The following is a 22,178-nucleotide window of genomic DNA, read 5'->3' on the forward strand; positions in this document are numbered from 1 at the left end:
GCGCATCGCCGATGGCGAAGCCAAGCTCGAAAAAATCACCCGCGACGCCGCCGAGGCAGCGAAGAATTCTCAGGCTATCCTCGACAAAGCAGAGGCTGATGCAGCCCGCCTTGTGAAGGAAGCTGACGATGCCGCCAAGCTCATTCAGGAGCGCCGCCAGCAGGAGGCCGTCTCCTCCGCCAACACCATCATCGCCAAGGCCCGTGAAGCAGCCCAGCTTGAACAGGAGCAGCTCATGTCCCAGCTCAAGCGTGAGTTCGGCCGCATGGTTTCCGACGCCACCAGCCGCGTCACCGGCAAGGTCCTCAACACCGAAGACCAGTCCCGCATCAATCAGGAAACCTCCGCCCAGGTCTCCGCTTAATTTTCTCTCCGCTTCGCCACCATGAAGATCACCAAGGAAGCCCGCCGCACATCCCGCCAGCTTTTCCGCGCCTGTATCGCAGACGGGAATCTGGATGAGACCCGCGTGCGCACAGTGGTCAGCACGGTCGCTAAAAACAAGCCCCGTGGCTACATCGGCATCCTCGATGCCTTTGCACGCCTCGTGGCCAATGAAGTGGATCGTCAGCTTGCCGCTGTGGAAAGCGCCACCGCGCTGCCACCTGCCACACAATCCGAGCTCCAGGTCAGCCTCTCGAAGAAGTATGGCCGCCCGCTCACCCTCAAATTCAGTGTTAATCCAAAACTGCTTGGCGGCATCCGCGTCAAAGTCGGTTCCGACGTCTGGGATGGCAGTGTCAAAGCCCGTCTCAAAGCCCTGTCCGAATCCCTTTCCGCTTAATTTTCCCGCCCTCAGCCCCTCTCTCAGTTTTTTCAAACAAGCAATACCATGAGCAACATCCTCCAGGAGATCGAATCCCAAATCGCCGGCCTCAAGACCGCCGTCACGAAGTCCAATGTGGGCATCGTACGTGAAATCGGTGACGGCGCAGCCAAGATTGAAGGCTTGAGCGATGTCATGCTCAACGAAATGATCGAGTTCCCAGGCGGTGTCTACGGTCTCGCTCTGAACCTCGAAGAAACCGAAGTCGGTTGCGTGCTTCTCGGCTCCGGCGAAAACGTCCGCGCAGGTGATGAAGTCAAGACCACTGGCCGCCTCCTCTCCGTGCCAGTAGGCAAGAGCCTCCTCGGTCGTGTCGTGAACGCCCTCGGTCAGGCCATCGACGGCAAAGGCGACATCAAGGGTGAAACCCAGTATCCTGTCGAAAAGCTCGCTCCTGGCATCATCGCCCGTAAGTCCGTGTCCGTCCCTGTGCAGACAGGCATCATGAGCATCGACGCCATGATCCCGATCGGCCGTGGCCAGCGCGAGTTGATCATCGGTGACCGTTCCACCGGCAAGACCACCATCGCGGTCGACACCATCATTTCCCAGGCCCAGCAGAACAAGGCCGCCGAACAGGGCAAGCTCAAGGGCCACAAGCCTCTCTACTGCATCTACGTCGCCATCGGACAGAAGCAGTCGAACATCGCCCGAGTCGTCAAAACACTCGAAGACGCTGGTGCCATGGAATACACCACCATCGTCAGCGCTTCCGCTTCTGACTCCGCGGTGAATCAGTACCTCGCTCCGTATTCCGGCTGCGCCATCGGTGAGTGGTTCATGGATCAGGGCCAGGACGTCCTCATCGTGTTCGATGACCTTTCCAAGCAGGCCGTTGCCTATCGTCAGGTTTCCCTCATCCTGAAGCGTCCTTCCGGTCGTGAAGCGTATCCGGGCGACGTGTTCTATCTCCACTCCCGTCTCCTTGAGCGCTCATGCCGCGTCAGCGAAAACTACGGCGGTGGTTCCATGACCGCTCTGCCAATCATCGAGACTCAGGCTGGCGACGTGTCCGCTTACATCCCGACGAACGTGATCTCCATCACCGACGGCCAGATCTTCCTTGAAACCGACTTGTTCTATCAAGGCATCCGTCCTGCCATTTCCGTCGGTCTCTCCGTGTCCCGCGTGGGTTCCGCCGCTCAGACGAAGGCCATCAAGAAGGTCTCCGGCACCACGAAGCTCGATCTCGCCCAGTTCCGCGAACTCGCCGCTTTCGCCCAGTTCGGTTCCGACCTCGACGCCGGCACGAAGGCCAAGCTCGACCGCGGTGCTCGCATCGTGGAACTCTTCAAGCAGCAGCAGTATCAGCCGAAGAGCCTGCCGATCATGGTCAGCACGCTTTACGCGATGCAGAAGGGCTACTTCGATTCCGTTTCCGTGGATCGCGTGAAGGAATTCCAGGCCAAACTGGAAGACTACCTCAGCACCCGCAAGAGCGAGCTCATGGATCAGCTCGCCAACGAAAAGACCCTCGACAATGTCGAAGCCGGCCTCAAGTCCGCCCTCGATGACTTCAAAGCCTCCTGGAAGTAAAGTTCTCCGGTTTTCTGCTACACGCCCTAGCTCCCCGCTCACATGCCCTCCACCCGCGACATCCGACGCCGAATCAAATCGGTCAAAAACACGGCCCAAATCACCAAGGCCATGCAGCTCGTCGCGGCTGCGAAGATGAAAAAAGCGCAGGACCAGGCCAGCCATGGCCGTGCCTACGCCGAGATGCTCAACAAGGTTCTCGTGAACCTGAAGGCGCATGCCGAAGAAGGCATCCACCCCTACTTCGCCGAAGGCAAGGGAGACAAGACCCTCGTCCTCCTTATCGCTTCCGACAAAGGTCTCTGCGGTGCCTTGAACACCAACCTGTTCAAGAAGCTCCTCACCACAAAGATCGAAGGCGAAGTCGAATACGTCACCATCGGGCGCAAATCAGTGCAGGCTATCAACCGTCTGCGCCGCACGCTGGTGGCTGATTTCCCGATCAAGGATCCTGCCAAGTTCGCTGAAGTGCGCGCCGTGAGCCGCTTCATCCAGGAAAAGTATCGCACCGGCGAATACAAGAAGGTGCTCGCTGTCTTCAACAACTTCATCAACACGGTCACCATCCTTCCATCGGTCGAGCAATTGCTCCCCGTGAATCCGGTGACCTTGGGTGGCAAGCGTGACTTTGGCATCGAGATCACCCCGACTGCGGCTGATTCTCTCGAATACAAGTTTGAACCCAGCGCTGCTGTGGTGTTTGAGACGGTCCTGCCTCAGTATGTGAACGACACCGTTTATCAGATGGTGCTCGAATCCCGCGCATCCGAGCACTCCAGCCGAATGGTGGCCATGAAGAACGCCACCGACAACGCCAAGCAGATGATCAAGGACCTCAGCCTTGAATACAACAAGCTCCGTCAGGCCGCGATCACCAACGAACTCCTCGAAATCACCACCGCCAAGATGGCTCTTGAATAAGCCCCCTTCACTTCTCCCTTTTCACTTTTCCCTTCTTTTATGAGCAACATCGGCAAAATCGTTCAAGTCATCGGTCCCGTGGTGGACGTGGATTTCTCCGCCACTGGCAAGCTGCCCGGCATCTACAACGCCCTCGAAATCAACTTCAACCAGGCTGGCAAGCAGGTCCGCCTCACTTGCGAAGTTCAGAGCCACATGGGTGACGGCTGGGTCCGCTCCATCGCCATGATTTCCACGGAAGGTCTCAAGCGCGGCATGGACGCCCTCGACACCGGCGGTCCGATCACCGTTCCTGTGGGTGAAGAAGTCCTCGGTCGTATCTTCAACGTCACCGGCGACGCTTGCGATGACCAGGCCGACCCAAAAACAGCAAAGCGCTACGCCATTCACCGCGCCGCTCCTGCTCTCGTTGATCAGAATCCTTCCGCTCAGATCCTCGAAACCGGCATCAAGGTCATCGACCTCATCTGCCCTTTCACCAAGGGTGGTAAAGTCGGCGCCTTCGGTGGTGCTGGCGTCGGCAAGACCGTCGTTATCATGGAGCTCATCAACAACATTGCCAAGGGCCACGGCGGTTACTCCGTGTTCGCCGGTGTGGGTGAGCGTACCCGTGAAGGGAACGACCTTTACCATGAAATGATCGAGTCCGACGTTATCAAGGTGAAGAAGAACGGCCACGACATCGTGAAGAACGAGCAGGGCGGTTACATCAGCGAGCCCGGCTCCAAGGTGGCCCTTGTTTACGGCCAGATGAATGAGCCTCCAGGTGCCCGTCTCCGCGTCGCCCTCTCCGCCCTCTCCATGGCCGAGTACTTCCGCGATGAAAAGAACCAGGACGTGCTCTTCTTCGTCGACAACGTCTTCCGTTTCTCCCAGGCCGGTTCCGAAGTGTCCGCTCTCCTTGGACGTACGCCTTCCGCCGTGGGTTACCAGCCGACTCTTGCCGCAGAAATGGGCATGATGCAGGAACGAATCACCTCCACCAAGACCGGTTCCATCACGTCCTTCCAGGCCGTTTACGTCCCTGCTGATGACTTGACCGACCCTGCTCCGGCCAACACCTTCGCCCATCTTGACTCCACCGTCGTGCTTGAGCGTTCCCTCGCCGAGCTGGGCATCTACCCTGCTGTGGATCCTCTCGCCTCCGTCTCCAAGGCCCTCGCGCCTGAAATCGTCGGCGAAGAGCATTACCGCGTCGCCCGTGGCGTGCAGCGCGTCCTTCAGCGCTACAAAGACCTTCAGGACATCATCGCCATTCTCGGCATGGACGAACTCAGCGAAGAAGACAAACTCACCGTTTTCCGCGCTCGTAAGCTCCAGCGCTTCCTCTCCCAGCCCTTCCACGTGGCCGAAATCTTCACCGGCACCAAGGGCGAATACGTCAAGGTGGCCGACACGATCCGCGGCTTCGCCGAGATCCTTGACGGCAAGCACGACAGCGTTCCCGAAGCCAACTTCTACATGAAGGGCGGCATTGACGGCGTGAAGAAGGACTAAGCTGCAGTGCTGCCCATCTATGGCAGTGCATTCAATCGTCATTCTGATTTTGTCATTCGTCATTAACCGCTCCGTCTAGCCCATGCCTCTTAAACTGGAAATCGTCACCCCTGAAGCCCGCATCTACTCCGATGAGGTCGATACCGTCGTGCTTCCGGGGTATGAGGGTGAAATGGGCGTCCTGCCTGCGCACAGCAATCTCGTGACCACCCTGGTCCCCGGTGAGCTGCGCATCACCAAGGGTGGCAAAACCATCGAACTCGCCGTCGGCGAAGGCTTGGTCGAAGTCACCGGTTCCGTCACCCGCATCCTCACGGATGCTGCTGTGGACGCCGACAAGATCGACGAAGCTGCCGCTGAAGAAGCCATTTCCCGCGCCAAGAAGGCCCTCGAAACTCTCAAGCCTGGCGAACATCAGGAAGAAGTGGCAGCCGCCATGGCCGCCATCCAGCGCGCCACGATCCATCTCAACATCAAGCGCAAGCGCAAGACCATTTGATTTGGGGCACATAGATTCGCTCCACCCCGGAGCACAGCAGACCATGAGACCTCCATCTCATGGTCTTTTTTTTGGAATGGGGTTGCTCAGTGAGGAGCAGCCACTCTTCCACAGCTGTCGAACTCCAAATGTGTTCCGCAGGCTCACGCCTCCGATATGGACTGCGGTTGCGAAGTGAGGAACGAACGCAGCTACCGCTTTCGCAGGCCGGTTCAGCACACGCATACCCAGAGACACTCGAACATGGCAGCCGGCACCCCTTCGCAAACCCGTCACCCCACGCCCATCACAACCCGCTCGAAAGCAGCAGCCCCCTCAAATTCGGCCAATCTGATGCTCTTTCAAACTACCGCCCGATTGAGAACGAATCCACGATCCGCTGCACCGCCGGGCCGCGCGAGATCGGCATGCCATAGTAGGCAAACAGCAGGCCGAGCATCCTCCCCTTCTCAATGAACGTGTAGTTCAAGAAGGATTGATTGGTCTCCGGCTTGCGCGCTTCGCAGCGCATCGCCTCACGTCCGCCCACCGTCACCAGTTGCGGCTTGCTGAACTTCGTGAATCCCTTCGCGCTCCAGGCGCGCTGGTAATCCTTGATGAAATAAGGGTCCTTGACTCCCTTGTGGCTGGAATCAGGCGCCGTGATCAGAGCAAACACGATGCCCCCTGGCTGGTCGCCGTTGTCATGCGCCGCACCCAGCAGCCGCCCCTCGCCCTTTGTTTTCGGCATCACCTTCCAGCCGTCGGGCAAAAAGAACGAGATGTGCTGGCTGGGAAAGGAAACCATCTCACCACCCGCCACCGGCTGGCGCTGCGGCTTCGAACCCGTGGCACAGCTCATCAATGACAGAGCGCTCGTGAGCAGGAGAAAAAGAGAAATATTTTTCATGGTAGGTTCTCGCAGTTGCCGCGTACCCCGCCCGGGGTCAAGCGGCAAAGTAACCGGCGGTGTGCCGCCAGCCTTTCGTCAGTCCCAGGAAATCACATTCTTAGAGCAATGAATTCCAACGCGGCCGCACCTTTGTAGTTGGCATGTCCGGCATTCCCCCGGAGTCTCCACCAGCAACCTACTATCCCTCCTATGTCCACTGCCTTTGGCTGTTTTATTGGATTTCTCGTTTGGTTCCTCATGCGTTACCTGATCGCCGGATTTTATACGGTGAACCAAAACGAACGCGCGGTCAAAACCAGCTTCGGCCGAGCGCAACGTGTCGGAAATATGCGCACGATTGATGACCCCGTCGCGGAGCATCTCACCGCCGATCAAAAACTGCGCTACGACTACCCTCAGGTTCGCGTCATCCAGCCGGGAGGCCCCTATTTCAAATGGCCCTGGGAAAAGGTTTACAAGGTCGACATCGCCACCAGCACCGTCAACATGGCCTGGGATCCCGATGATCCCTCCGCCAACAACTCCGGCAGCATCCTCGATGCCGTCACCAAAGATCAGCTCAACGTCGGACTCAATGGCCAGATCCGCTTCCGCGTTTCAGATCGCAATCTCTACGCCTTCGTCTTCGGTGTGAAGAACGCCTACGCCCACGTCATGGGCTACTTCGTCAGCGTCTTGCGCGAGCGCATTGCCACCTTTGAGGCACCGCCTGATCCCGCTGCCGATCCGGAGCACTCTGCAGCCGCCTCCACCATCGGCATCTCGATCAACGACATCCGCAAAAACATGCGCGATCTCAACGAGCACATGGACAACGAATGCCAGAGCTCCTCCGCTCGCTACGGCATCGTGCTGGACGCCTCCCTGATCACCGGCATCGACCCGCCGCATGAAGTCGAGTCCGCCCTCGCCGCCATCAACACCGCCTACAACCAGGTCTCCTCCGACATCAGCCTCGCCCAGGCCAGCGCCGATCAAAAAATCGTGCAATCCCAGCGTGCCGTTGAAATCGAAACGCTCAAAGCCCAGGCCGAAGTCGAGCCCCTCAAGTGCCTCGCCTCCCAGCTCCTCGATTTGAAAACCCGTGGCACCGCCGCCCTGCGCTCCTACGTGCGCAATGTCCGCCTCGCCCTCTTCGACAAGGCCAGCCAGGTCTTCGTCGAAACCCGCAGAGATTAAACCCAGCACAAAGAACCAGGAACCAACAACACACTTCCATGGACGCTTTCTCCCATTTCCTTCTCGCCGCCGCCGTCACCTTCATCGGCTGCAGCATTGCGGTGCCGCTCATCCTCACAATCGGGCGCATCATCGGACTCTATGCCGTCGTGCAGGAGCGCCGCAGCCAGGTGTACCTGCTCTTTGGCAAAGTCGTCGGCACCCTTGAGGAACCCGGCCTGCACTTCCTGCCCGCGAAACTCGGCCCCGCTGCATTCTTGGTCAACTGGCTCGGCAAATGCCACATCGTCGATCTGCGTCTGGACCAGATGTACCTGCGCAGCCAGCCGGTCAATTCCGAAGAAGGCGCCCCCATGGGCATCGGCATCTGGTATGAGATGTTCGTCAGCGACCCCGTCTCCTTCCTCTTCAAAAACACCGACCCCCGCGGCTCCCTCTCCGCCAACGTCAGCAACTCCACCGTCCGCTGCCTCAGCAATCTGCCGCTCGCCAAAATGCTCGTGAACCGTCACGTCATGAGCGACACCGTGCGCAACGAAGTCACCCCCAAGTCCCATGAATGGGGCTACAAGCTCGGCAGCGTCTACATCCGCAAGGTTCACTTCCGCGATGCCATGATGATCAAGCAGATCGAAAGCAAAGTCGTCAACCGCCTCCGTCAGGTCACCTCCGCCATCAAGCAGGACGGTGTCAATCAGGTCAGCGTCATCACCAGCACCGCCGAAAAAACCGCCGCCATCGAGCTTGCCAAAGCCGCCGCCGTCCGCCCCGAAATCGTCGGCAACGCCCTCCGCGACATCTCCAACGATCCCGACGTCGCCCAGGCCGTCTTCGACGTCCTCGAAGCCCAAAAAATCATCAACGGCAAAGCCACCGTCACCCTCATGCCCGCCTCCTCCAGCGGCCTCCTCACCGATCTCCTCGCTGCGCAGCCTGCGCGAAGAGACGGTGGTCCGCCGCCAGTGAAGGCGTGATGCTCCCAAGGAGCGGCACTTGCCAAGTGCCGTGGTTTGGGAAGATGAAAATCAGGCAGCTTTGCGGTGCATTTCCAAGCTGGGACTTGGCAAGTCCCACCCCTTGCACTCGCCTCATCCCACCATTTCCGTCGCTTGCATTCCACCTCCGTCTGCTACACTCGCTCTCCCGCCAATCTGGCATTCGTCATTCTGATTTCGTCATTCGTCATTCGTCATTTCTTTCCTTCATGTCTCACAGAGTCCTCATCATCGGAGCCGGCGGCGTTGGCCGCGTTGTCGTTCATAAATGCGCCCAGCTTCCCGACGTGTTCGGTGAGATCATGCTGGCCAGCCGCACGAAATCCAAGTGCGACAGCATCGCCGCAGAACTGAAGCGCCCGATTCAAACCGCCGCCGTGGATGCGGACAACGTGCCGGAGCTGGTCAAACTGCTGAAAAGCTACAAGCCCGAAGTCGTCATCAATGTGGCGCTGCCCTATCAGGATCTCACCATCATGGATGCCTGCCTCGAAGCCGGCGTGCATTACATCGACACCGCCAACTACGAGCCGCGTGACGTGGCCAAGTTTGAGTACCACTGGCAGTGGGCCTATCAGGACAAGTTCAAGAAAGCGGGCCTCACCGCCCTGCTCGGCTGCGGCTTTGACCCGGGCGTGACGAATGTGTACACCGCCTACGCGATGAAGCACCACTTCTCGAAGATCGACACCCTCGACATCCTCGATTGCAACGCCGGTGATCACGGCAAGGCCTTCGCCACGAATTTCAATCCCGAGATCAACCTGCGCGAAGTCACCGCCAACGGCCGCTACTGGCAGGATGGCAAGTGGGTGGAGACCAAGCCCCTCGAAATCAAACGCAGCTTCCCTTTCCCCGCCGGCATCGGCCCGAAGAACATCTACTGCCTCTACCACGAGGAACTGGAGTCGCTCACCAAACACTTCGACATCCGCCGCGCACGTTTCTGGATGACCTTTGGCGACGCCTACATCAAGCACATGGAAGTGCTCGTGAACGTCGGTATGACCGGCATCCATCCCGTGAAGCACAAGGGCGTGGACATCATTCCCATCGAATTCCTCAAGACCCTTCTCCCCGAACCCGGCACCCTGGGTGCAGACACCAAGGGCAAGACCTGCATCGGCAACTGGATCGAAGGCACGGGCAAAGACGGCCAGCCGCTGCGCTACTACGTGTACAACATCTGCGACCATCAGGAGTGCTACGTTGAAACCAACTCCCAGGGCGTCAGCTACACCACTGGCGTGCCCGCCATGATCGCCGCGCGTCAGCTCCTCACCAATCCCACCGAGTACCGCCAGCCCGGCGTCTGGAACATCGAGCAGCTCAATCCAGATCCCTTCATGGCTGACCTGAACGCCTACGGCCTCCCATGGCTGGAGACCTGGCCAACGGAGCCGCTGCCAGGAGAGTAATCCACTCCCTCCCCCGCTCTTATGAGAACCCGATTCGCAGCAGCATGCTTCACCTGCTGCGTCGGGTTCTGGATGGTCGGAAATGCACAGACCACTGAGGATCGCTGCGTCGATGCCTTGAGTGTCTCTGCCGTGATCGATGCCAGCCTCGACTCCGATTTTTTCAGATCCAAGCAGTCGTCCTATCCCTGGCACATCCTCGAGCATGATGACGGTCATTTGGAAGACACCATTGCCGGAGGCCCGGCAAACCGCAAAACAGTCAGCAAGATCGAGCACACGGCCAGCTGCATCTCAACCCACCAGGGAGAGCACCTCATGTCCTTCTGTGAAGCGACCCAGCGCGGACAAGGCGTGGATCTGGTGATCACCGGTGGCATGCCCGCCTATGCCAGCATGTTGACGGTGAAGCTCGACGAAAAGAAGCAGATCACCTGCTCCTTTGAAGCCACCTATCCCATGACCATTCCAGGCGAAAAGCTTCAGTGGCGCATCACCAAGAAAGCGTTTCGGATGAAAAACGAGGAGTTCAAACCCGGCACCCGTTTGTTCGGCTGGTTGACCGTGGAGTTTGAAGAGATCACCACCCTCAAGGGCAAAGAGACCCGCAGGAGCTACAAGGTCGAGGGTTATATAAAGCCGTTGATTCAAAGCACCTCAACGCAGCGATAGACGGAGTTGAAGCAGTCAAACTGGGCCAGACTGCGCACCATGCTGTTTGGACTATTCCTTGACCTCTTGACCACCTGCGCTCCGCTCCAGTCCCCCATGCCTCTTTCCCTCATCCTCACCCATCCCGGCGGCTCCCATAAAGACGAACTCCTCGCCTGCAGCCTCCTCGCCGCCGTGCACCGCGTGCCCATCGTCCGCCGTGAACCCACTCCAGAGGATCTTGCCGACCCCACCATTGCCGTCGTCGATGTCGGTGGCGAGCACGCCCCGGAGCGCAACAACTTCGACCATCATCAATTCCCTGCCGATCATCCGCCCGTGTGCGCGCTGAGCCTCGTGCTGCAGCATCTCGGCGTCTATGAAGACGCCCGCCAGTTCTGCGATTGGCTTGAACCCGCCGAATGGTTCGACACCCGCGGCCCCAACGTCACCGCCAAGTGGCTCGGTGTGGACCGCAACACCATGAACAAGCTCAACTCGCCCATCGACATCACCGTCCTGCGCCGCTTCGCCAAAGCCAAGCGCCTTGAGCCCGGCGAGCCCCTCTGGGAAATCCTCAGCTACATCGGCGCCGATCTCCTGGAATACCTGCGCGAACTCCGCACCCGCCTCGACTACATCGCCCGGCAGGCGCAAATCAGGACCGTGGACGACCACGAAATCCTCTTCCTCCCCCGCACCGATCCCATGCCCGACGAACCCTCCGCCGGCATTGATCGTTATCTCGCCACCATCGGCAAAGCCACCACCGTCGCCGCCCTCATCTACCCCGACCGCCGCGGCTCCGGCTACGGCCTCTCCCGCCACAACGACAACCCACTCTACGACTTCACCCGCATCGACAAACAACCCGACGTCCACTTCGCGCATGCGCGTGGCTTTGTGGCGAAGACTTCAGCGGCGGAGATCAGTCGCGTGAAGGAGCTGCTGGGATTGGCACGTGTGTAGCACCAACCCCTGCTTATCAAGCATCACCTCCTTTCCTTGCTCTGCTACTCCAGGTGCCTAGCAACAAGTATCGCCCGATCCAGGCGCGTCATCAGGACAGTGAGTCCACATTTCATCGTCTCCAATTGTCCCGCTAAAAGGCTTGTAAGCACCTTCACATCCGTGATCCAATGCCACCAACTCACCCACCACGTCAGCCAAACGTTGGTTTTGATCGAACAGTTCTTCAAACGTCAGCCTGAGCGTATTCGACACATTGGCGCTCACATCTTGAGTTAAACAGAGCACCTGGATCAACGTCTTAAAATCCTCCGCCACCGAATGCAGGAGCGTGCTGTGAGACAAATGATTTCGCAGATCTCGAATGGCGTCCATCCTGACTATGAGCGCCTCCCATTGATCTCTTTTTGCCACCATTGCGGGATGCTGGCCAGCCAGTTGCTGAAGACACCGAATCTTCTCATGAAATGACTTTTTTATCACCGCATTCTTGGACTCTGGCCTTGAGCGGAGCTTGAGAATATCCGACAACGCCAGCTCTAAGTGGCCGAAATTCAGCATGAACAATCCCATCACCGAGGGCCAGTCAAGACGTTGAGGAAGCACCGGTCGGAGCGCCATTGTGATGTTGCCTTCTGCCGCTGCTGCATCACTGTCCATATCGATACTTTAGAATGCTCGACCAAAACAAACAACAGGATGGTATCCCATCCTGTTGTTTGAATTATTTCACGCTCAAAGACAGGCCTTTACAGCCTCCGCTCCTTCACCTCCGCCGCAATCTCCGCAAGGAACTCAGCAATCGGCTTCACACCCAGATCACCTTTCTTGCTGTGACGCACCGCGACACACTGCGCGGCAGCTTCCTTCTCACCAAGAACGAGCATGTAAGGAATCCGATCAAGCTGGGCCAAACGAATCTTCGCCCCAATCTTATCCGCATCATTGTTCAATGACACACGCAGACCGGCATCCTTAAGCTGAGCATAGATCTCATCCGCAAAGGCATCCACCTTCTCGCTGATCGTGAGGATGCGCACCTGCTCAGGCGCGAGCCACGTTGGAAAATGTCCGGCGAAATGCTCGATGAGCACGCCGCAGAAACGCTCCATGCTGCCAAAGGGCGCACGATGAATCATCACCGGGCGGTGCGGACGGTTGTCCGCGCCGTTGTAGGTGAGGTCAAAGCGCACGGGCAGGACGTAGTCCACCTGCACGGTGCCCAGCTGCCATTCGCGGCCAATGACATCCTTGATCACGAAGTCGATCTTCGGGCCGTAAAACGCAGCTTCCCCCGGCTCCTCCGTAAACGGCACGCCCAGAGTAGCAGCAGCTTCGCGGCAGGCAGCTTCCGCTTTGTCCCACTGCTCCGGATTACCCGTAAACTTGCTGCTGTCCGGATCACGCAGACCCACGCGCACGCGATAGTCGTGCATGCCCAGCGTATTCAGCACGATCTTCACGAGGCTGAGGCAGCCGAGCACTTCCTTGGCCACCTGATCTTCGGTGCAGAAGAGATGCGCATCGTCCTGCGTGAAACCACGCACGCGCGTCATGCCGTTCAATTCACCACTCTGCTCCCAGCGATACACCGTGCCGAATTCGGCGAGGCGCACCGGCAGGTCGCGATAACTGCGCGGCTGGCTGTCGTATATCTTGATGTGATGCGGGCAGTTCATCGGCTTCAGCAGGAAACCGTCGAGCAGCTTGTCATCTGGCAGCACACGGTCTTCCGTGATGACTTCCTTGCCGGCACGCTCGTTGAGCTGCTGGCGCATGCGGGCAGACACGGCGCCAAGGCGCTCCATGACTTCACAGCAGCCGCAGCCTTCCTTGATCACTTTCGCGAGGTCGTCGTTCTCAATGACCGGTGCGAACTGACTGTCCTTGTAATAAGGGAAATGACCGCTGGTCTTGTACAGACCCACTTTGCCAATGTGCGGCGTGAAGACCTGGCTGTAGCCCTGCTTGCGCAGCTCTTCGCTGATGAAATTTTGCAGTTCCTGACGCAGGATCGCGCCATTCGGCGTCCAAAGGATGAGCCCCTGCCCCACTTCTTCGTCGATGTGGAAAAGCTTCAGTTCTTTGCCCAGCTTGCGGTGGTCGCGCTTCTTAGCCTCTTCGAGCTGTTCCAGATGCTTGGCGAGTTCTTCGCTCGTCGGGAAAGCCGTGCCATACAGGCGCTGAAGCTGCGGCTTGGTGTCGTCGCCCATGTAGAAGGCGCTCGCCACGGACATAATTTTGACGTGCTTGCACTTGCCGCTGTAGCCCACGTGGGGTCCGGCGCAAAGATCGATGAAGTCACCGTTCTGGAAGGTCGAGATCTGCTCTCCTTCAGGAATCTTTTCCAGCAGGTCCAGTTTGAACGTGCTCGGATTCCCCGGACGCTCCGTCAGACCACCCAGACGGCCAGATTTCGCCAGCGCGATGGCTTCGTCACGGCTGACGCCCTTCCATTCAAATTTCTGGTTCTCCTTGGAGATCTTCTTCATCTCCGCCTCGATCTTCTCGAAGTCATCCGGCGTGATGCGGTGATCCGGCAGATCAAAGTCATAGTAGAAGCCGTTTTCGACCGGCGGCCCGTAGGCAAACTGGGCATTTGGCCACAGGCGCAGGATGGCGGTGGCCATCACGTGGGCACAGGAGTGGCGCAGGCGATCGATGTCTGACATCTGAGCGCGTTCTTCGAGGGTCTTGCGGGCTTCGGACATGGTTGTAAGTGGGGCCTTGTCCATGCCGCAGGACGCGACGAGATTCAAGATGATAACGACAGGGAAAGCAGCCGAGGGCATTCTCCGCCTCCAGCCCCCATCAAATGAGGCCCTACTGCTCCGGCGTCGAAAACTCCACGCCGACCTCCATGCTCAGGAACGCTCCTGACGGCCCGAAATACCGCCCGCTCACCGGCATCACGCCGCGCGGATGGTGGCTCGTCCCGGTGACGATGTGCCGGTGCTCACACCGTTTTCCCGTCGTCGGGTCAAAGCCACGCCAGCCAAGTTGTGGGAAATACACCTCAGCCCATGCATGGGTCGAGCCACGTGCCGCACGCGTCGCGGAGCAGTCCAGATAGCCGCTGGCAAAGCGCGCGGCGATGCCCAAATGCCGCAGCGTTTCCATCATCAGCGTCGCCACATCGCGGCACGATCCGCTGCCCAGAGACAAGGTGGTTCCCGGCGTCTGCACCCCCTTCTGCTCGCGGCGCATGTAGCGGACCTTCTGGTGGATCGCTTCCGCCACTTGCAGCACGAAAGCCTCGGCGCTTGGAAACTCCCTTGGGTTTGGCAGCGTGGCGATCCAAGCCTGCATGGCGGCCGTTTCCTCGGCGAAGACCGGTGTCATATACCCCTTCAGGATGGCCTGCTCCAGCAGGTCATACTCCAGTGGATAAGGATTGGGGCTGTGCGGCTTTTTGGGGGGCGTGTCCGGCGAAAAAAAGCGCCGCACCACCACATCCACATCAATTTTCAACTCCTTGCCCGGCTCACGAAAATGCGCATAGGCGATTGAGTTCCCGAAAACATCCCATGCCCACGTCACATCCGCCGCCGGGGTGATGGAAAGATTCAGGCTCTCCACGCGCAAGTCGTGCCCCTCACGCGGACGGATCACCAGACGATGCATCTCGAAGGTCACCGGCTGCACATATTGGTAGTGCGTGCGGTGAATGATCCTCAGCAGATGGCTGTCGCTCATGGCGCTATCATTACGGCCCGGCCCGCCAGATCGGCGGCACTGAGCGGTTGAAATTCATCTGACACACAGGACACCGACATGCCGGTCATCTGCATCTGTCCAAAAATCGTGGCCACGGCAGCGTCCGCAGCATCGCGCCCGGTGGCGATTCGGACCAGCCCGTTGAGCGCAGCACGCTGCGTGGGATCAAAAATGAACCACCGGTTGCCGATGCAGGCCTCAAAACAGGCGTGAAAATCTGGCGGCTGCATGTCGCAGGCATAGCCGGCATAATAACGGGCAGGAATCGAAAGCGCCCTGCAGAAAGCGATCCCGAGGTGCGCAAAATCACGGCACACACCCGCACGCTGCGTCACCGTGTCATAGGCGGAGGTCTCCTCATTCGTCGTGCCGCTCAGGTAGTCGATGTTGTTATAGATCCAGTCCGCGATGGCCACCGTCTGATGGTAGGGATGCTCGATGTTGCCAAACATCTTCATCGCCAGACGCCCCATCCGGTCAGACTGGCAGTAGCGGCTTGGGAACAGATACGAAATGGCCGAACGATGGATTTCAGAAATCGGGATGCCCTGAATCTCTTCATGATCCACTATCTTGTGCCGCGTCTCGGCCACCACCGCGTAGCTCACTTCCAGCCTTGTGGCATCTCCCGTGTCCAATCGGATGTAGCGGTTCCCGCCCGACCCCACCGGCAGCTCTTCCCACACCACGCCAGGCGTCACAGTGAAGGATTCCATCCGCAGCTTTTGATTCCGGGTGGCGAGCGCATGAACACTCAAAAGCATCGTACTTCTCATCAGCACGTCGTATTGAAGTTCAGCGTTGAGTTGAAAAGCCATGGCTTGGATCATCGGCCTGAAGAAGAAACAAGCAACGGACCAATCGCGCTGGATGACACGAGGCAACGCTTGGCACCCGGCACACTGGGGTGTACTCCCCATGTCAATCTTGGCCGCAGTGCGCGAGATTCCGTTCGCTCCCTTCCATGATTATTGATGCCTCCTGCCGCCTTGAATATATTATTCCCGTCGAGATTCACGCCATCTTCATGCTTCGTCCGCGCAGTGGCTTAGGCCAGTGGATCATCCGGGAGGAATTCGACATCAATCCCCGCGTGCCAGTCGAAGAATACACCGATTTTTATGGCAACCTCTGCCAGCGCATCGTCATGCCACGGGGCCGCTTTCACTACTCCATGAAATGCCGGGCCAAGGTGCAGACGGAGCTGGACAGCCAGCCGCTTGCCCTGCTCCACTCCGTGAAGCAGCTCCCGGCGGATGTGCTGCATTACCTCCTGCCGAGCCGCTACTGTCAGTCCGACAAGCTGGGCGATCTCGCGACATCCATTGTGGGCAACGCACCGAGCAGCTACCAGAACGTGACCAGCTTGCGCAACTGGATCCACGAGAACATCAAATTCCAGCGCGGCACCAGCAATTCATCCACCTCTGCCCTCGAGACCGTGGCCACACGGCACGGCGTTTGCCGTGACTTCGCGCATTTGGGCATCGCCCTCTGCCGTTCCATCAATGTCCCCGCACGCATGGTCGTGGGTTTTGTTCATGGTCTGGATCCCATGGATCTCCACGCATGGTTCGAGGCCTACATTGGCGGGCACTGGTTCACCTTCGACGCCACCGAGGATCATCCCGGCGGCAACCGCATCGTCATCGCCTATGGCCAGGATGCAGCAGACGTGGCCATCGCCTCCATCTTCGGTCCGTTTACATGCACCACCATGCAAGTCACCGTCGCCATCGCTCCCGAAACCGAAGACGGCTGATCTGCCGCGAAGCGCCACACCTTCTACCGCACCACCAGCTCCTTCAGCAGCATGCCAAAAACTTGCTCAAGCTTGCCATCCGCCAAAATGCACAGCTTCTCCTCCGGCAGCAGTTCATCCGGCACCTCGTATCCAGCGCTCAGCCTCTTCCAGTCTTCCAGCCGTGCATCGGACACCACTTCACAGTCCCCATCACGTTGCAGCAGACGTTCACGCACCACCGCTTCACTGGCATGAGCTTCAACCCATCGCACATCAAAGCCCTCCGCAGCCATGAGTTCCTTGAGCGCATCTCGGTGCTCACTTTTGGAAAACGTGGCATCGAGGATGACGCAGTGCCCTTCACGCAGGGTGGCAAGCGCCTGCTCAAACAGCAGTTCATAAGTTTTCTTCGTCATGGCGGGCGCATACAGCGCCGCACGCTCCGCCTCGCTTCCCCGATGATTCAGTGGCGTGCCCGCCTGGCTCTTGCGCACACGGTCGGAAGACAGCACCGGCCAGCCCGTCTCCTGCCCCAGGGCTTCGGCCAGCGCTGACTTGCCGGAGGCCACCTTGCCCATGAAGACGTAGAGTCGCGGCTTGGAACCCGCCAGCGCGTATTGCAGCGCAAGTTGAAAGTATCGCTGCGCCAGTTGCAGGCTCGCTTGCTTCTCACATTCCGCCACCGTCTCAGCACTGGCATGCAGGCTCTCCACCTTGCCACGCACACAGGCACGGTAGCACTTGTAAAAGTCCATCAGCGAGCTCATTCCGTGGTCATCCAACAAGAGCACGAATCGTTCAACGATGTAACGCGCAAGATCAGGTCGACCATTGAAATCAAGATCCATGGCGAGAAACGCGATGTCACAGGCCACGTCGATGCAGCGGAAGTCAGTGTTGAACTCAATGCAGTCATAGATGCTCACAGCTTCAGGAGAAAGGTGTATGTGCTCAAGATGCAGGTCGCCATGGCAGTCGCGGATCCAGCCGTCATGCAGGCGTGAGTCAAGCAGGGCGCCATGCCGCGCAAAGAACTCGCGGGTATAATGCGCGATCGCATCCAGCGCGCTCTGAGAGAGGCTTGGGCCGACAAACTGCGCGGAGGTCTTGAAGTTGTCCTCGGTGCCTTGTCGCAGATGCTCATTGGCCGTCCTCACATCACCCGGCGGCAGCGGTGGCTGGGTCCCGTAGAAGCGCTGCAACTTTTCCGCGATACGGTCCATTTCACGACGGCCCACATTCTGAGTCTTCATGAGCTCCAGCAAAAAGAAACGCGGGTCCATCTGCCTCATTTTCACCGCCCACTCGACAACCACACCGTAGCCTCCGAAGTGAAGGCTGCCCTCATGCTCACAGATGGGCTCGATTCCCAGATAGACATCCTCAGCGAGGCGGCGGTTGAGCACCACCTCGTGCTTGCAGTCTTCATGGCGAAGTTCGAGCGTGGAGAAGTCCAGAAATCCCAGGTTCACCGGCTTCTTGATTTTGTAAACAAAGGGCGGCGCGATGAAGACCCATGACGCATGTGTCTGCACCAGCGTGACCTGGGGCGGGCGGTGCGGGTAGGACTCAGCTTGGGACAAGAAATCCAGCAGGCGTTGGGTGGCGGCGGAGATCATGGGGAAGGTTTGGGTTACGGCACCAGCACGGCGGCTCCGTTCAGACGGCCAGCCCGCAGCATGGCCAGGGCTTCGTTCGCAGCCTCCAGCGGAAAGCTTTGCGTCTCCACCCGCACAGGAATGCTTGCTGCGAGCGGGAGAAATTCATCGCCATCACTACGGGTGAGATTCGCCACGGAGCAGATGCTGCGTTCGTGCCACAGGTCATCGTACGAGAAGGAAGGAATGTCGCTCATGTGAATCCCTCCGCAGACCACGGTGCCGCCTTTGACGAGCGTGCGGAGCGCGGCAGGCACCAGCTCACCCACAGGCGCAAAGATGATGGAGGCATTCAGCATTTCCGGCGGACGCTCATCCGAGGCACCAGCCCACACGGCACCAAGCCTGCGCGCAAAGTTCTGCGCATCCTCATCACCCGCCCTCGTGAAAGCATACACCTCGCGCCCTTGATGAAGCGCCACTTGAATGACGATGTGCGCCGCCGCCCCAAACCCATAGATCCCCAGCCGCTGCGCGGCTCCGGTCTTCTTCAGTGAACGATACCCGATGAGTCCGGCACAGAGCAGCGGGGCCATGGAAACATCACTCCCGCCACCGGGCAGAGGGAAACAGTAGCGTGAATCCGCCACCGTGTAATCCGCATAGCCACCATCAAGCGTATAGCCGGTGAACTTGGCCTCATCGCAGAGGTTTTCGCGACCGCTGCAGCAGTAGGCACAAGCACCGCAGGTCCAGCCAAGCCATGGAATGCCCACACGCTGGCCGATGTGAAATCCCGCCACTCCATTTCCCAGTGCCTCGATGGTGCCGACGATCTCATGCCCAGGAATAAGCGGCAGTTTGGGATGCGGCAGTTCACCGTCCAGCACATGCAGATCGGTGCGGCAGACGGCACAGGCGGTGACTTTCACCAGCACCTGGCCCGCAGCAGGCGCTGGCCGTTCCACCTCCCGGCAGACCAGCGGCCCGCCGGGAGATTCGAGGCACATCGCTTTCATGCTGCAAAGCCCTTCAAGAAGACCCCGCCAGTGGCTGGATCGTTGGTGGATGATGATTGATGGCCATCAGCGCCCACCGCGCGCGGACTGGGATTTCGGACTCGCTTTCACCTGGCGAATCCCTCGGTCTTCGCGCAGGTCTTTGGACTGCTTGAAGTTGTTGTCATGCTTGCGCGGCTTGCTGGCGGTCTCGCTGTGGTTGGCCCCCAGCTTGCGTGGAAGAGGCTTCGCTGGAGTTTCAGGGGGGGCGTTCGTGGCTGTTGTTTTCGTTTTCATGGCGATACTGTTATCTTATCATGTTTACGCATGTGCGGCTGCTCCCGGTTTGGTCATTGCCGGGCGGATCATGTGCTGGCGGGGGCGGTTGCATCCGGCTCATCACTCTTCGCAATGTCCTCAAACGAACGCCGCACCGTTTCAATCTGCTGCCGGTAGCTCTCGGCGTCGCCGTAATCGAAGAAATGCCGGTAGCGGCTGTGCATGGACTTCATGCGCAGCGCGTGCTTGATCGGGCACCAGTACTGCTCCGTGCGTGCGGCGATCTCCGTGGCGCAGGCCAGCACACCATTGGCATAGCCGCAGTACTCGCAGTTGAGTTTCTCCGCCCAGTTCAGATAGGCCAGATACTTGCGGTCCAGCTTGATGTAGTCGCTCCGCTTCACCTTGGGGATGCCATAGACCGGAAAACAGATGGCCTGATAAACGATCATGAAAAAGTCCAAAATCGCGATGGGGATGATGCCCGCCCAGATCACCGGCCCTGTGGCAATGATCATGAAACGCGAGTCCCGGACATACGCCGCGAACCTCTTCACCAGCAGCTTGTGCCGGGCCCGTGCCTCTTCTGTGAAGCGGATCTTGCCCTGGCGCACCTCATAGAAGAACTCCAGCTCCTTCTTTTGCAGCTCGCGCAAAATTTCCGTTTCCAGACCGCGCATCTTTTCCAGCAGGGTGTCGAGTTTTTCGTTCATGTGGGAGATATAAGCGGGAATTTCCAAACCATGGCACACTCTCGTTGTGCCAGCCTTGCTCAAAACTGACCGCTGCCCGGCCCTGGGTTCGGCGGCAGAGGCACCGGCCTGTGGGCGGCGCCTGCGGCCGGAGGCACGGGAATAACAGGCGCTGGTATCGCAGCCGCGGCAGGCTTGGGCCTTGGCGCAGGAGCCGGGCCCACCTCCGGGCGGGGCGGACTGCTGTCATCGGGTATTTTATGGCAGCTCGACACGGCGGCCAGAGAAAGCGCGGCGGCAAGAATGAGGACTTTCATGAGGGAGTCAGCAGGTGGATGCGCCCCCGTGCAGCCGCCATAAGGAAGAGCGCTTCATGCATCTCAGCCGTTTACTGAGCCTCATCAGGTGCCTCTGCCCATTGCTCCGGAGATCAGCCATGGCCTAACGCTCTTCATCTCCACTGCCACCCACCTTTCAGTATCTCCGCTTGAAGGCCCTCCTGGCACCTGCAAGCCCTCGATGATAAAGCACCTCCCCCATGTCCTCCTCCTCGCGCTGACCCTGCCGTTTGCAGGCACCTCATGTGCGGGACGCATGAACGTGAGCGAAAAAATGATGTGGTCCACCTACCCCCTGGTCACATTCAGGGGTGCCGCCACCGGCTTTGTCATCAACCATCGTGACCCCGGCGCACCGGGCGGCAAGATTCCCGTCGTGTTCACCTCCGTCCATGTTTTGGAAACCATGGGCAAAGGGCCGCTGATCATCGGCTTTCGCATCCCGGATGCAGCAGGCGGGGCCCGTGTGGCCCTGCTCGCCTTCATCCCGCCAAAGACAACGGGCAAAAAGAAGTTCTATGTCCGTCATCCGGACTTCGACATCGCCGCCTTTGCCCTGCACATCCCGGCGGAAATCGCGGCCCGCGCGGATATCCCCTCCTGTCTGAATGAGAACTCGCTTTCACGCGATGGCAAAGCTCTCCACGTCGGTGAGGAGGTGTCTTTTTTGGGCTATCCTGAAGTCCTCCCCGGCACAGACGGCGCCTTCCCCTTGCTGCGCAGCGGCAGGGTCGCCTCCTATCCTTTGGGCACCTCCCAGGCCCATGGCCGGTTTCTCATCAACTCGGACGTGTATCCCGGCGATAGCGGCGCTCCCGTCTTCATCAACAACACCGGCACCCGTCCTGACCTCGTGGGCATGATCATCCAGCGCGTCAGCCCGAAGGCCTCCGACTTTTCACATTTCGCCGTCGCCGTCGATGCCGACGTGATTCGCGAGACTCTCGCCTTGGTGGAAGCCAGTGAAAACCACATGGCCCCGGCCGTCCCTTCTCCATCCCCCAAACCGGCGCACTGATCCTATCCCTTCCCATGAACACGCTCAAAACCATCCTCGTCGCCGTGGACTTCTCCACCGGATCTCGTGCAGCCCTCGAACAAGCCTCACGCATCGCCCGCCTGCAGGGCGCCAAACTGCACGTGCTGCATGTCGTTGACTCCACGGCTGTGGCCACCCTGGCCTCCAGCCGTGAATCCACCTATGAGAGCCAGGCCACCTCGGCAACGGAAGGTGCCCGCACCGCGCTCAATGCCTGGCTGGCACAGTCTGAGGTGCCCGCCGATGTTGAAGTCACCATTGCCATTGGCACGCCGCTGCATGAAATCCTGGAGCACGTCCGCAGCTTGAAGGCGGACTTGCTTGTCGCCGGGATCGCAGGCACCGGCCAGACCGTCGCAGGAGCGGGTTCCGTATCCGGTAAACTCGCCC

The 22,178-nt window shown here is 59.1% G+C and carries 24 protein-coding genes; 14 read left to right on the plus strand and 10 right to left on the minus strand.

Annotated features, from left to right (window positions below; all coding sequences use genetic code 11):
• From ACIREA_RS07305 to atpC, 6 genes are all read left to right on the plus strand, one after another.
• The coding region (locus tag ACIREA_RS07305; RefSeq protein ID WP_397381611.1) for an ATP synthase F0 subunit B at positions 1-364 on the plus strand (364 nt) is incomplete at its 5' end.
• 21 nt (positions 365-385) lie between these two features.
• Positions 386-784, plus strand: a complete 399-nt coding sequence (gene atpH, locus ACIREA_RS07310; protein WP_397381612.1) for an ATP synthase F1 subunit delta — start codon at positions 386-388, stop codon at positions 782-784.
• A gap of 48 nt (positions 785-832) precedes the next feature.
• Entirely contained in the window at positions 833-2,362 is a 1,530-nt protein-coding gene (atpA, locus tag ACIREA_RS07315) for a F0F1 ATP synthase subunit alpha (RefSeq protein ID WP_397381613.1), read from the plus strand.
• Between the two features lie 42 nt (positions 2,363-2,404).
• Positions 2,405-3,283, plus strand: a complete 879-nt coding sequence (gene atpG / locus ACIREA_RS07320; RefSeq protein WP_397381614.1) for an ATP synthase F1 subunit gamma — start codon at positions 2,405-2,407, stop codon at positions 3,281-3,283.
• A gap of 39 nt (positions 3,284-3,322) precedes the next feature.
• Positions 3,323-4,780 (plus strand): F0F1 ATP synthase subunit beta, encoded by a 1,458-nt coding sequence (gene atpD / locus ACIREA_RS07325; RefSeq protein WP_397381615.1) that lies wholly within the window; start codon positions 3,323-3,325, stop codon positions 4,778-4,780.
• Between the two features lie 82 nt (positions 4,781-4,862).
• A complete protein-coding gene (gene atpC, locus ACIREA_RS07330; protein ID WP_397381616.1) occupies positions 4,863-5,279 on the plus strand; it encodes an ATP synthase F1 subunit epsilon in 417 nt (138 codons plus the stop codon).
• Between the two features lie 346 nt (positions 5,280-5,625).
• Here atpC and ACIREA_RS07335 read toward each other — a convergent pair whose 3' ends face one another.
• Complete coding sequence (locus tag ACIREA_RS07335) at positions 5,626-6,168, minus strand: hypothetical protein (RefSeq protein ID WP_397381617.1); 543 nt, start codon at positions 6,166-6,168, stop codon at positions 5,626-5,628.
• Between the two features lie 192 nt (positions 6,169-6,360).
• On the opposite strand from ACIREA_RS07335, the gene ACIREA_RS07340 reads away from it, so the two are divergent.
• The 5 genes from ACIREA_RS07340 (at position 6,361) to ACIREA_RS07360 (ending at position 11,383) form a co-directional block, all read left to right on the plus strand.
• Positions 6,361-7,350 (plus strand): SPFH domain-containing protein, encoded by a 990-nt coding sequence (locus tag ACIREA_RS07340; protein ID WP_397381618.1) that lies wholly within the window; start codon positions 6,361-6,363, stop codon positions 7,348-7,350.
• Positions 7,351-7,388: 38 nt separating this feature from the next.
• Positions 7,389-8,324, plus strand: a complete 936-nt coding sequence (locus tag ACIREA_RS07345) for an SPFH domain-containing protein (protein ID WP_397381619.1) — start codon at positions 7,389-7,391, stop codon at positions 8,322-8,324.
• 230 nt (positions 8,325-8,554) lie between these two features.
• Entirely contained in the window at positions 8,555-9,763 is a 1,209-nt protein-coding gene (locus ACIREA_RS07350; protein WP_397381620.1) for a saccharopine dehydrogenase family protein, read from the plus strand.
• A gap of 21 nt (positions 9,764-9,784) precedes the next feature.
• The gene (locus tag ACIREA_RS07355) at positions 9,785-10,435 is read left to right on the plus strand and encodes a hypothetical protein (protein ID WP_397381621.1); all 651 of its coding nucleotides are present in this window, start codon (positions 9,785-9,787) and stop codon (positions 10,433-10,435) included.
• Between the two features lie 96 nt (positions 10,436-10,531).
• Positions 10,532-11,383 carry an MYG1 family protein gene (locus tag ACIREA_RS07360; RefSeq protein WP_397381622.1) on the plus strand — a complete coding sequence of 284 codons (852 nt, stop codon included), beginning with the start codon at positions 10,532-10,534 and terminating at the stop codon, positions 11,381-11,383.
• Positions 11,384-11,440: 57 nt separating this feature from the next.
• Here ACIREA_RS07360 and ACIREA_RS07365 read toward each other — a convergent pair whose 3' ends face one another.
• The 4 genes from ACIREA_RS07365 to ACIREA_RS07380 all read right to left on the minus strand — a co-directional run bounded on the left by ACIREA_RS07365 (position 11,441) and on the right by ACIREA_RS07380 (position 15,918).
• Entirely contained in the window at positions 11,441-12,043 is a 603-nt protein-coding gene (locus ACIREA_RS07365) for a hypothetical protein (protein WP_397381623.1), read from the minus strand.
• 89 nt (positions 12,044-12,132) lie between these two features.
• Positions 12,133-14,094, minus strand: a complete 1,962-nt coding sequence (gene thrS, locus ACIREA_RS07370; protein WP_294401065.1) for a threonine--tRNA ligase — start codon at positions 14,092-14,094, stop codon at positions 12,133-12,135.
• Between the two features lie 112 nt (positions 14,095-14,206).
• Positions 14,207-15,079: a transglutaminase N-terminal domain-containing protein gene (locus tag ACIREA_RS07375; RefSeq protein WP_397381624.1), complete on the minus strand. Its 873-nt coding sequence runs from the start codon at positions 15,077-15,079 to the stop codon at positions 14,207-14,209.
• Positions 15,076-15,918 (minus strand): transglutaminase family protein, encoded by an 843-nt coding sequence (locus tag ACIREA_RS07380; protein WP_397381625.1) that lies wholly within the window; start codon positions 15,916-15,918, stop codon positions 15,076-15,078. Before ACIREA_RS07380 ends, ACIREA_RS07375 begins: the two co-directional genes overlap by 4 nt.
• 146 nt (positions 15,919-16,064) lie before the next feature.
• On the opposite strand from ACIREA_RS07380, the gene ACIREA_RS07385 reads away from it, so the two are divergent.
• Complete coding sequence (locus ACIREA_RS07385) at positions 16,065-16,862, plus strand: transglutaminase domain-containing protein (RefSeq protein ID WP_397381626.1); 798 nt, start codon at positions 16,065-16,067, stop codon at positions 16,860-16,862.
• 23 nt (positions 16,863-16,885) lie between these two features.
• Here ACIREA_RS07385 and ACIREA_RS07390 read toward each other — a convergent pair whose 3' ends face one another.
• The 5 genes from ACIREA_RS07390 to ACIREA_RS07410 form a co-directional block, all read right to left on the minus strand.
• Positions 16,886-18,463 carry an AAA family ATPase gene (locus tag ACIREA_RS07390; RefSeq protein WP_397381627.1) on the minus strand — a complete coding sequence of 526 codons (1,578 nt, stop codon included), beginning with the start codon at positions 18,461-18,463 and terminating at the stop codon, positions 16,886-16,888.
• A gap of 14 nt (positions 18,464-18,477) precedes the next feature.
• The gene (locus ACIREA_RS07395) at positions 18,478-19,461 is read right to left on the minus strand and encodes a zinc-dependent alcohol dehydrogenase family protein (RefSeq protein WP_397381628.1); all 984 of its coding nucleotides are present in this window, start codon (positions 19,459-19,461) and stop codon (positions 18,478-18,480) included.
• A 66-nt stretch (positions 19,462-19,527) separates the two neighbouring features.
• Positions 19,528-19,737, minus strand: coding sequence for a hypothetical protein (locus tag ACIREA_RS07400; RefSeq protein WP_397381629.1), 210 nt, complete (start codon positions 19,735-19,737; stop codon positions 19,528-19,530).
• A gap of 68 nt (positions 19,738-19,805) precedes the next feature.
• Positions 19,806-20,432 carry a hypothetical protein gene (locus tag ACIREA_RS07405; protein WP_397381630.1) on the minus strand — a complete coding sequence of 209 codons (627 nt, stop codon included), beginning with the start codon at positions 20,430-20,432 and terminating at the stop codon, positions 19,806-19,808.
• A 59-nt stretch (positions 20,433-20,491) separates the two neighbouring features.
• Positions 20,492-20,728 carry a hypothetical protein gene (locus ACIREA_RS07410; protein WP_397381631.1) on the minus strand — a complete coding sequence of 79 codons (237 nt, stop codon included), beginning with the start codon at positions 20,726-20,728 and terminating at the stop codon, positions 20,492-20,494.
• A gap of 202 nt (positions 20,729-20,930) precedes the next feature.
• Here ACIREA_RS07410 and ACIREA_RS07415 point away from each other — a divergent pair, with 202 nt between their 5' ends.
• Together ACIREA_RS07415 and ACIREA_RS07420 are read left to right on the plus strand one after the other, a co-directional pair.
• Positions 20,931-21,767: a trypsin-like peptidase domain-containing protein gene (locus ACIREA_RS07415; RefSeq protein WP_397381632.1), complete on the plus strand. Its 837-nt coding sequence runs from the start codon at positions 20,931-20,933 to the stop codon at positions 21,765-21,767.
• Between the two features lie 14 nt (positions 21,768-21,781).
• On the plus strand, positions 21,782-22,178 hold a 397-nt coding region (locus tag ACIREA_RS07420; protein WP_397381633.1), incomplete at its 3' end, for a universal stress protein.

The sequence above is a fragment of the Prosthecobacter sp. genome (assembly GCF_044373815.1).
Taxonomy (GTDB): domain Bacteria; phylum Verrucomicrobiota; class Verrucomicrobiia; order Verrucomicrobiales; family Verrucomicrobiaceae; genus Prosthecobacter.

What these genes read in the sequence shown, in the direction of transcription:
- atpH (WP_397381612.1), top strand. Translation starts at nt 386, where the DNA reads ATGAAGATCACCAAGGAAGCCCGCCGCACATCCCGCCAGCTTTTCCGC.
- atpA (WP_397381613.1), top strand. Translation starts at nt 833, where the DNA reads ATGAGCAACATCCTCCAGGAGATCGAATCCCAAATCGCCGGCCTCAAG.
- atpG (WP_397381614.1), top strand. Translation starts at nt 2,405, where the DNA reads ATGCCCTCCACCCGCGACATCCGACGCCGAATCAAATCGGTCAAAAAC.
- atpD (WP_397381615.1), top strand. Translation starts at nt 3,323, where the DNA reads ATGAGCAACATCGGCAAAATCGTTCAAGTCATCGGTCCCGTGGTGGAC.
- atpC (WP_397381616.1), top strand. Translation starts at nt 4,863, where the DNA reads ATGCCTCTTAAACTGGAAATCGTCACCCCTGAAGCCCGCATCTACTCC.
- ACIREA_RS07335 (WP_397381617.1), bottom strand. Translation starts at nt 6,168, where the DNA reads ATGAAAAATATTTCTCTTTTTCTCCTGCTCACGAGCGCTCTGTCATTG.
- ACIREA_RS07340 (WP_397381618.1), top strand. Translation starts at nt 6,361, where the DNA reads ATGTCCACTGCCTTTGGCTGTTTTATTGGATTTCTCGTTTGGTTCCTC.
- ACIREA_RS07345 (WP_397381619.1), top strand. Translation starts at nt 7,389, where the DNA reads ATGGACGCTTTCTCCCATTTCCTTCTCGCCGCCGCCGTCACCTTCATC.
- ACIREA_RS07350 (WP_397381620.1), top strand. Translation starts at nt 8,555, where the DNA reads ATGTCTCACAGAGTCCTCATCATCGGAGCCGGCGGCGTTGGCCGCGTT.
- ACIREA_RS07355 (WP_397381621.1), top strand. Translation starts at nt 9,785, where the DNA reads ATGAGAACCCGATTCGCAGCAGCATGCTTCACCTGCTGCGTCGGGTTC.
- ACIREA_RS07360 (WP_397381622.1), top strand. Translation starts at nt 10,532, where the DNA reads ATGCCTCTTTCCCTCATCCTCACCCATCCCGGCGGCTCCCATAAAGAC.
- ACIREA_RS07365 (WP_397381623.1), bottom strand. Translation starts at nt 12,043, where the DNA reads ATGGACAGTGATGCAGCAGCGGCAGAAGGCAACATCACAATGGCGCTC.
- thrS (WP_294401065.1), bottom strand. Translation starts at nt 14,094, where the DNA reads ATGTCCGAAGCCCGCAAGACCCTCGAAGAACGCGCTCAGATGTCAGAC.
- ACIREA_RS07375 (WP_397381624.1), bottom strand. Translation starts at nt 15,079, where the DNA reads ATGAGCGACAGCCATCTGCTGAGGATCATTCACCGCACGCACTACCAA.
- ACIREA_RS07380 (WP_397381625.1), bottom strand. Translation starts at nt 15,918, where the DNA reads ATGGCTTTTCAACTCAACGCTGAACTTCAATACGACGTGCTGATGAGA.
- ACIREA_RS07385 (WP_397381626.1), top strand. Translation starts at nt 16,065, where the DNA reads ATGATTATTGATGCCTCCTGCCGCCTTGAATATATTATTCCCGTCGAG.
- ACIREA_RS07390 (WP_397381627.1), bottom strand. Translation starts at nt 18,463, where the DNA reads ATGATCTCCGCCGCCACCCAACGCCTGCTGGATTTCTTGTCCCAAGCT.
- ACIREA_RS07395 (WP_397381628.1), bottom strand. Translation starts at nt 19,461, where the DNA reads ATGAAAGCGATGTGCCTCGAATCTCCCGGCGGGCCGCTGGTCTGCCGG.
- ACIREA_RS07400 (WP_397381629.1), bottom strand. Translation starts at nt 19,737, where the DNA reads ATGAAAACGAAAACAACAGCCACGAACGCCCCCCCTGAAACTCCAGCG.
- ACIREA_RS07405 (WP_397381630.1), bottom strand. Translation starts at nt 20,432, where the DNA reads ATGAACGAAAAACTCGACACCCTGCTGGAAAAGATGCGCGGTCTGGAA.
- ACIREA_RS07410 (WP_397381631.1), bottom strand. Translation starts at nt 20,728, where the DNA reads ATGAAAGTCCTCATTCTTGCCGCCGCGCTTTCTCTGGCCGCCGTGTCG.
- ACIREA_RS07415 (WP_397381632.1), top strand. Translation starts at nt 20,931, where the DNA reads ATGATAAAGCACCTCCCCCATGTCCTCCTCCTCGCGCTGACCCTGCCG.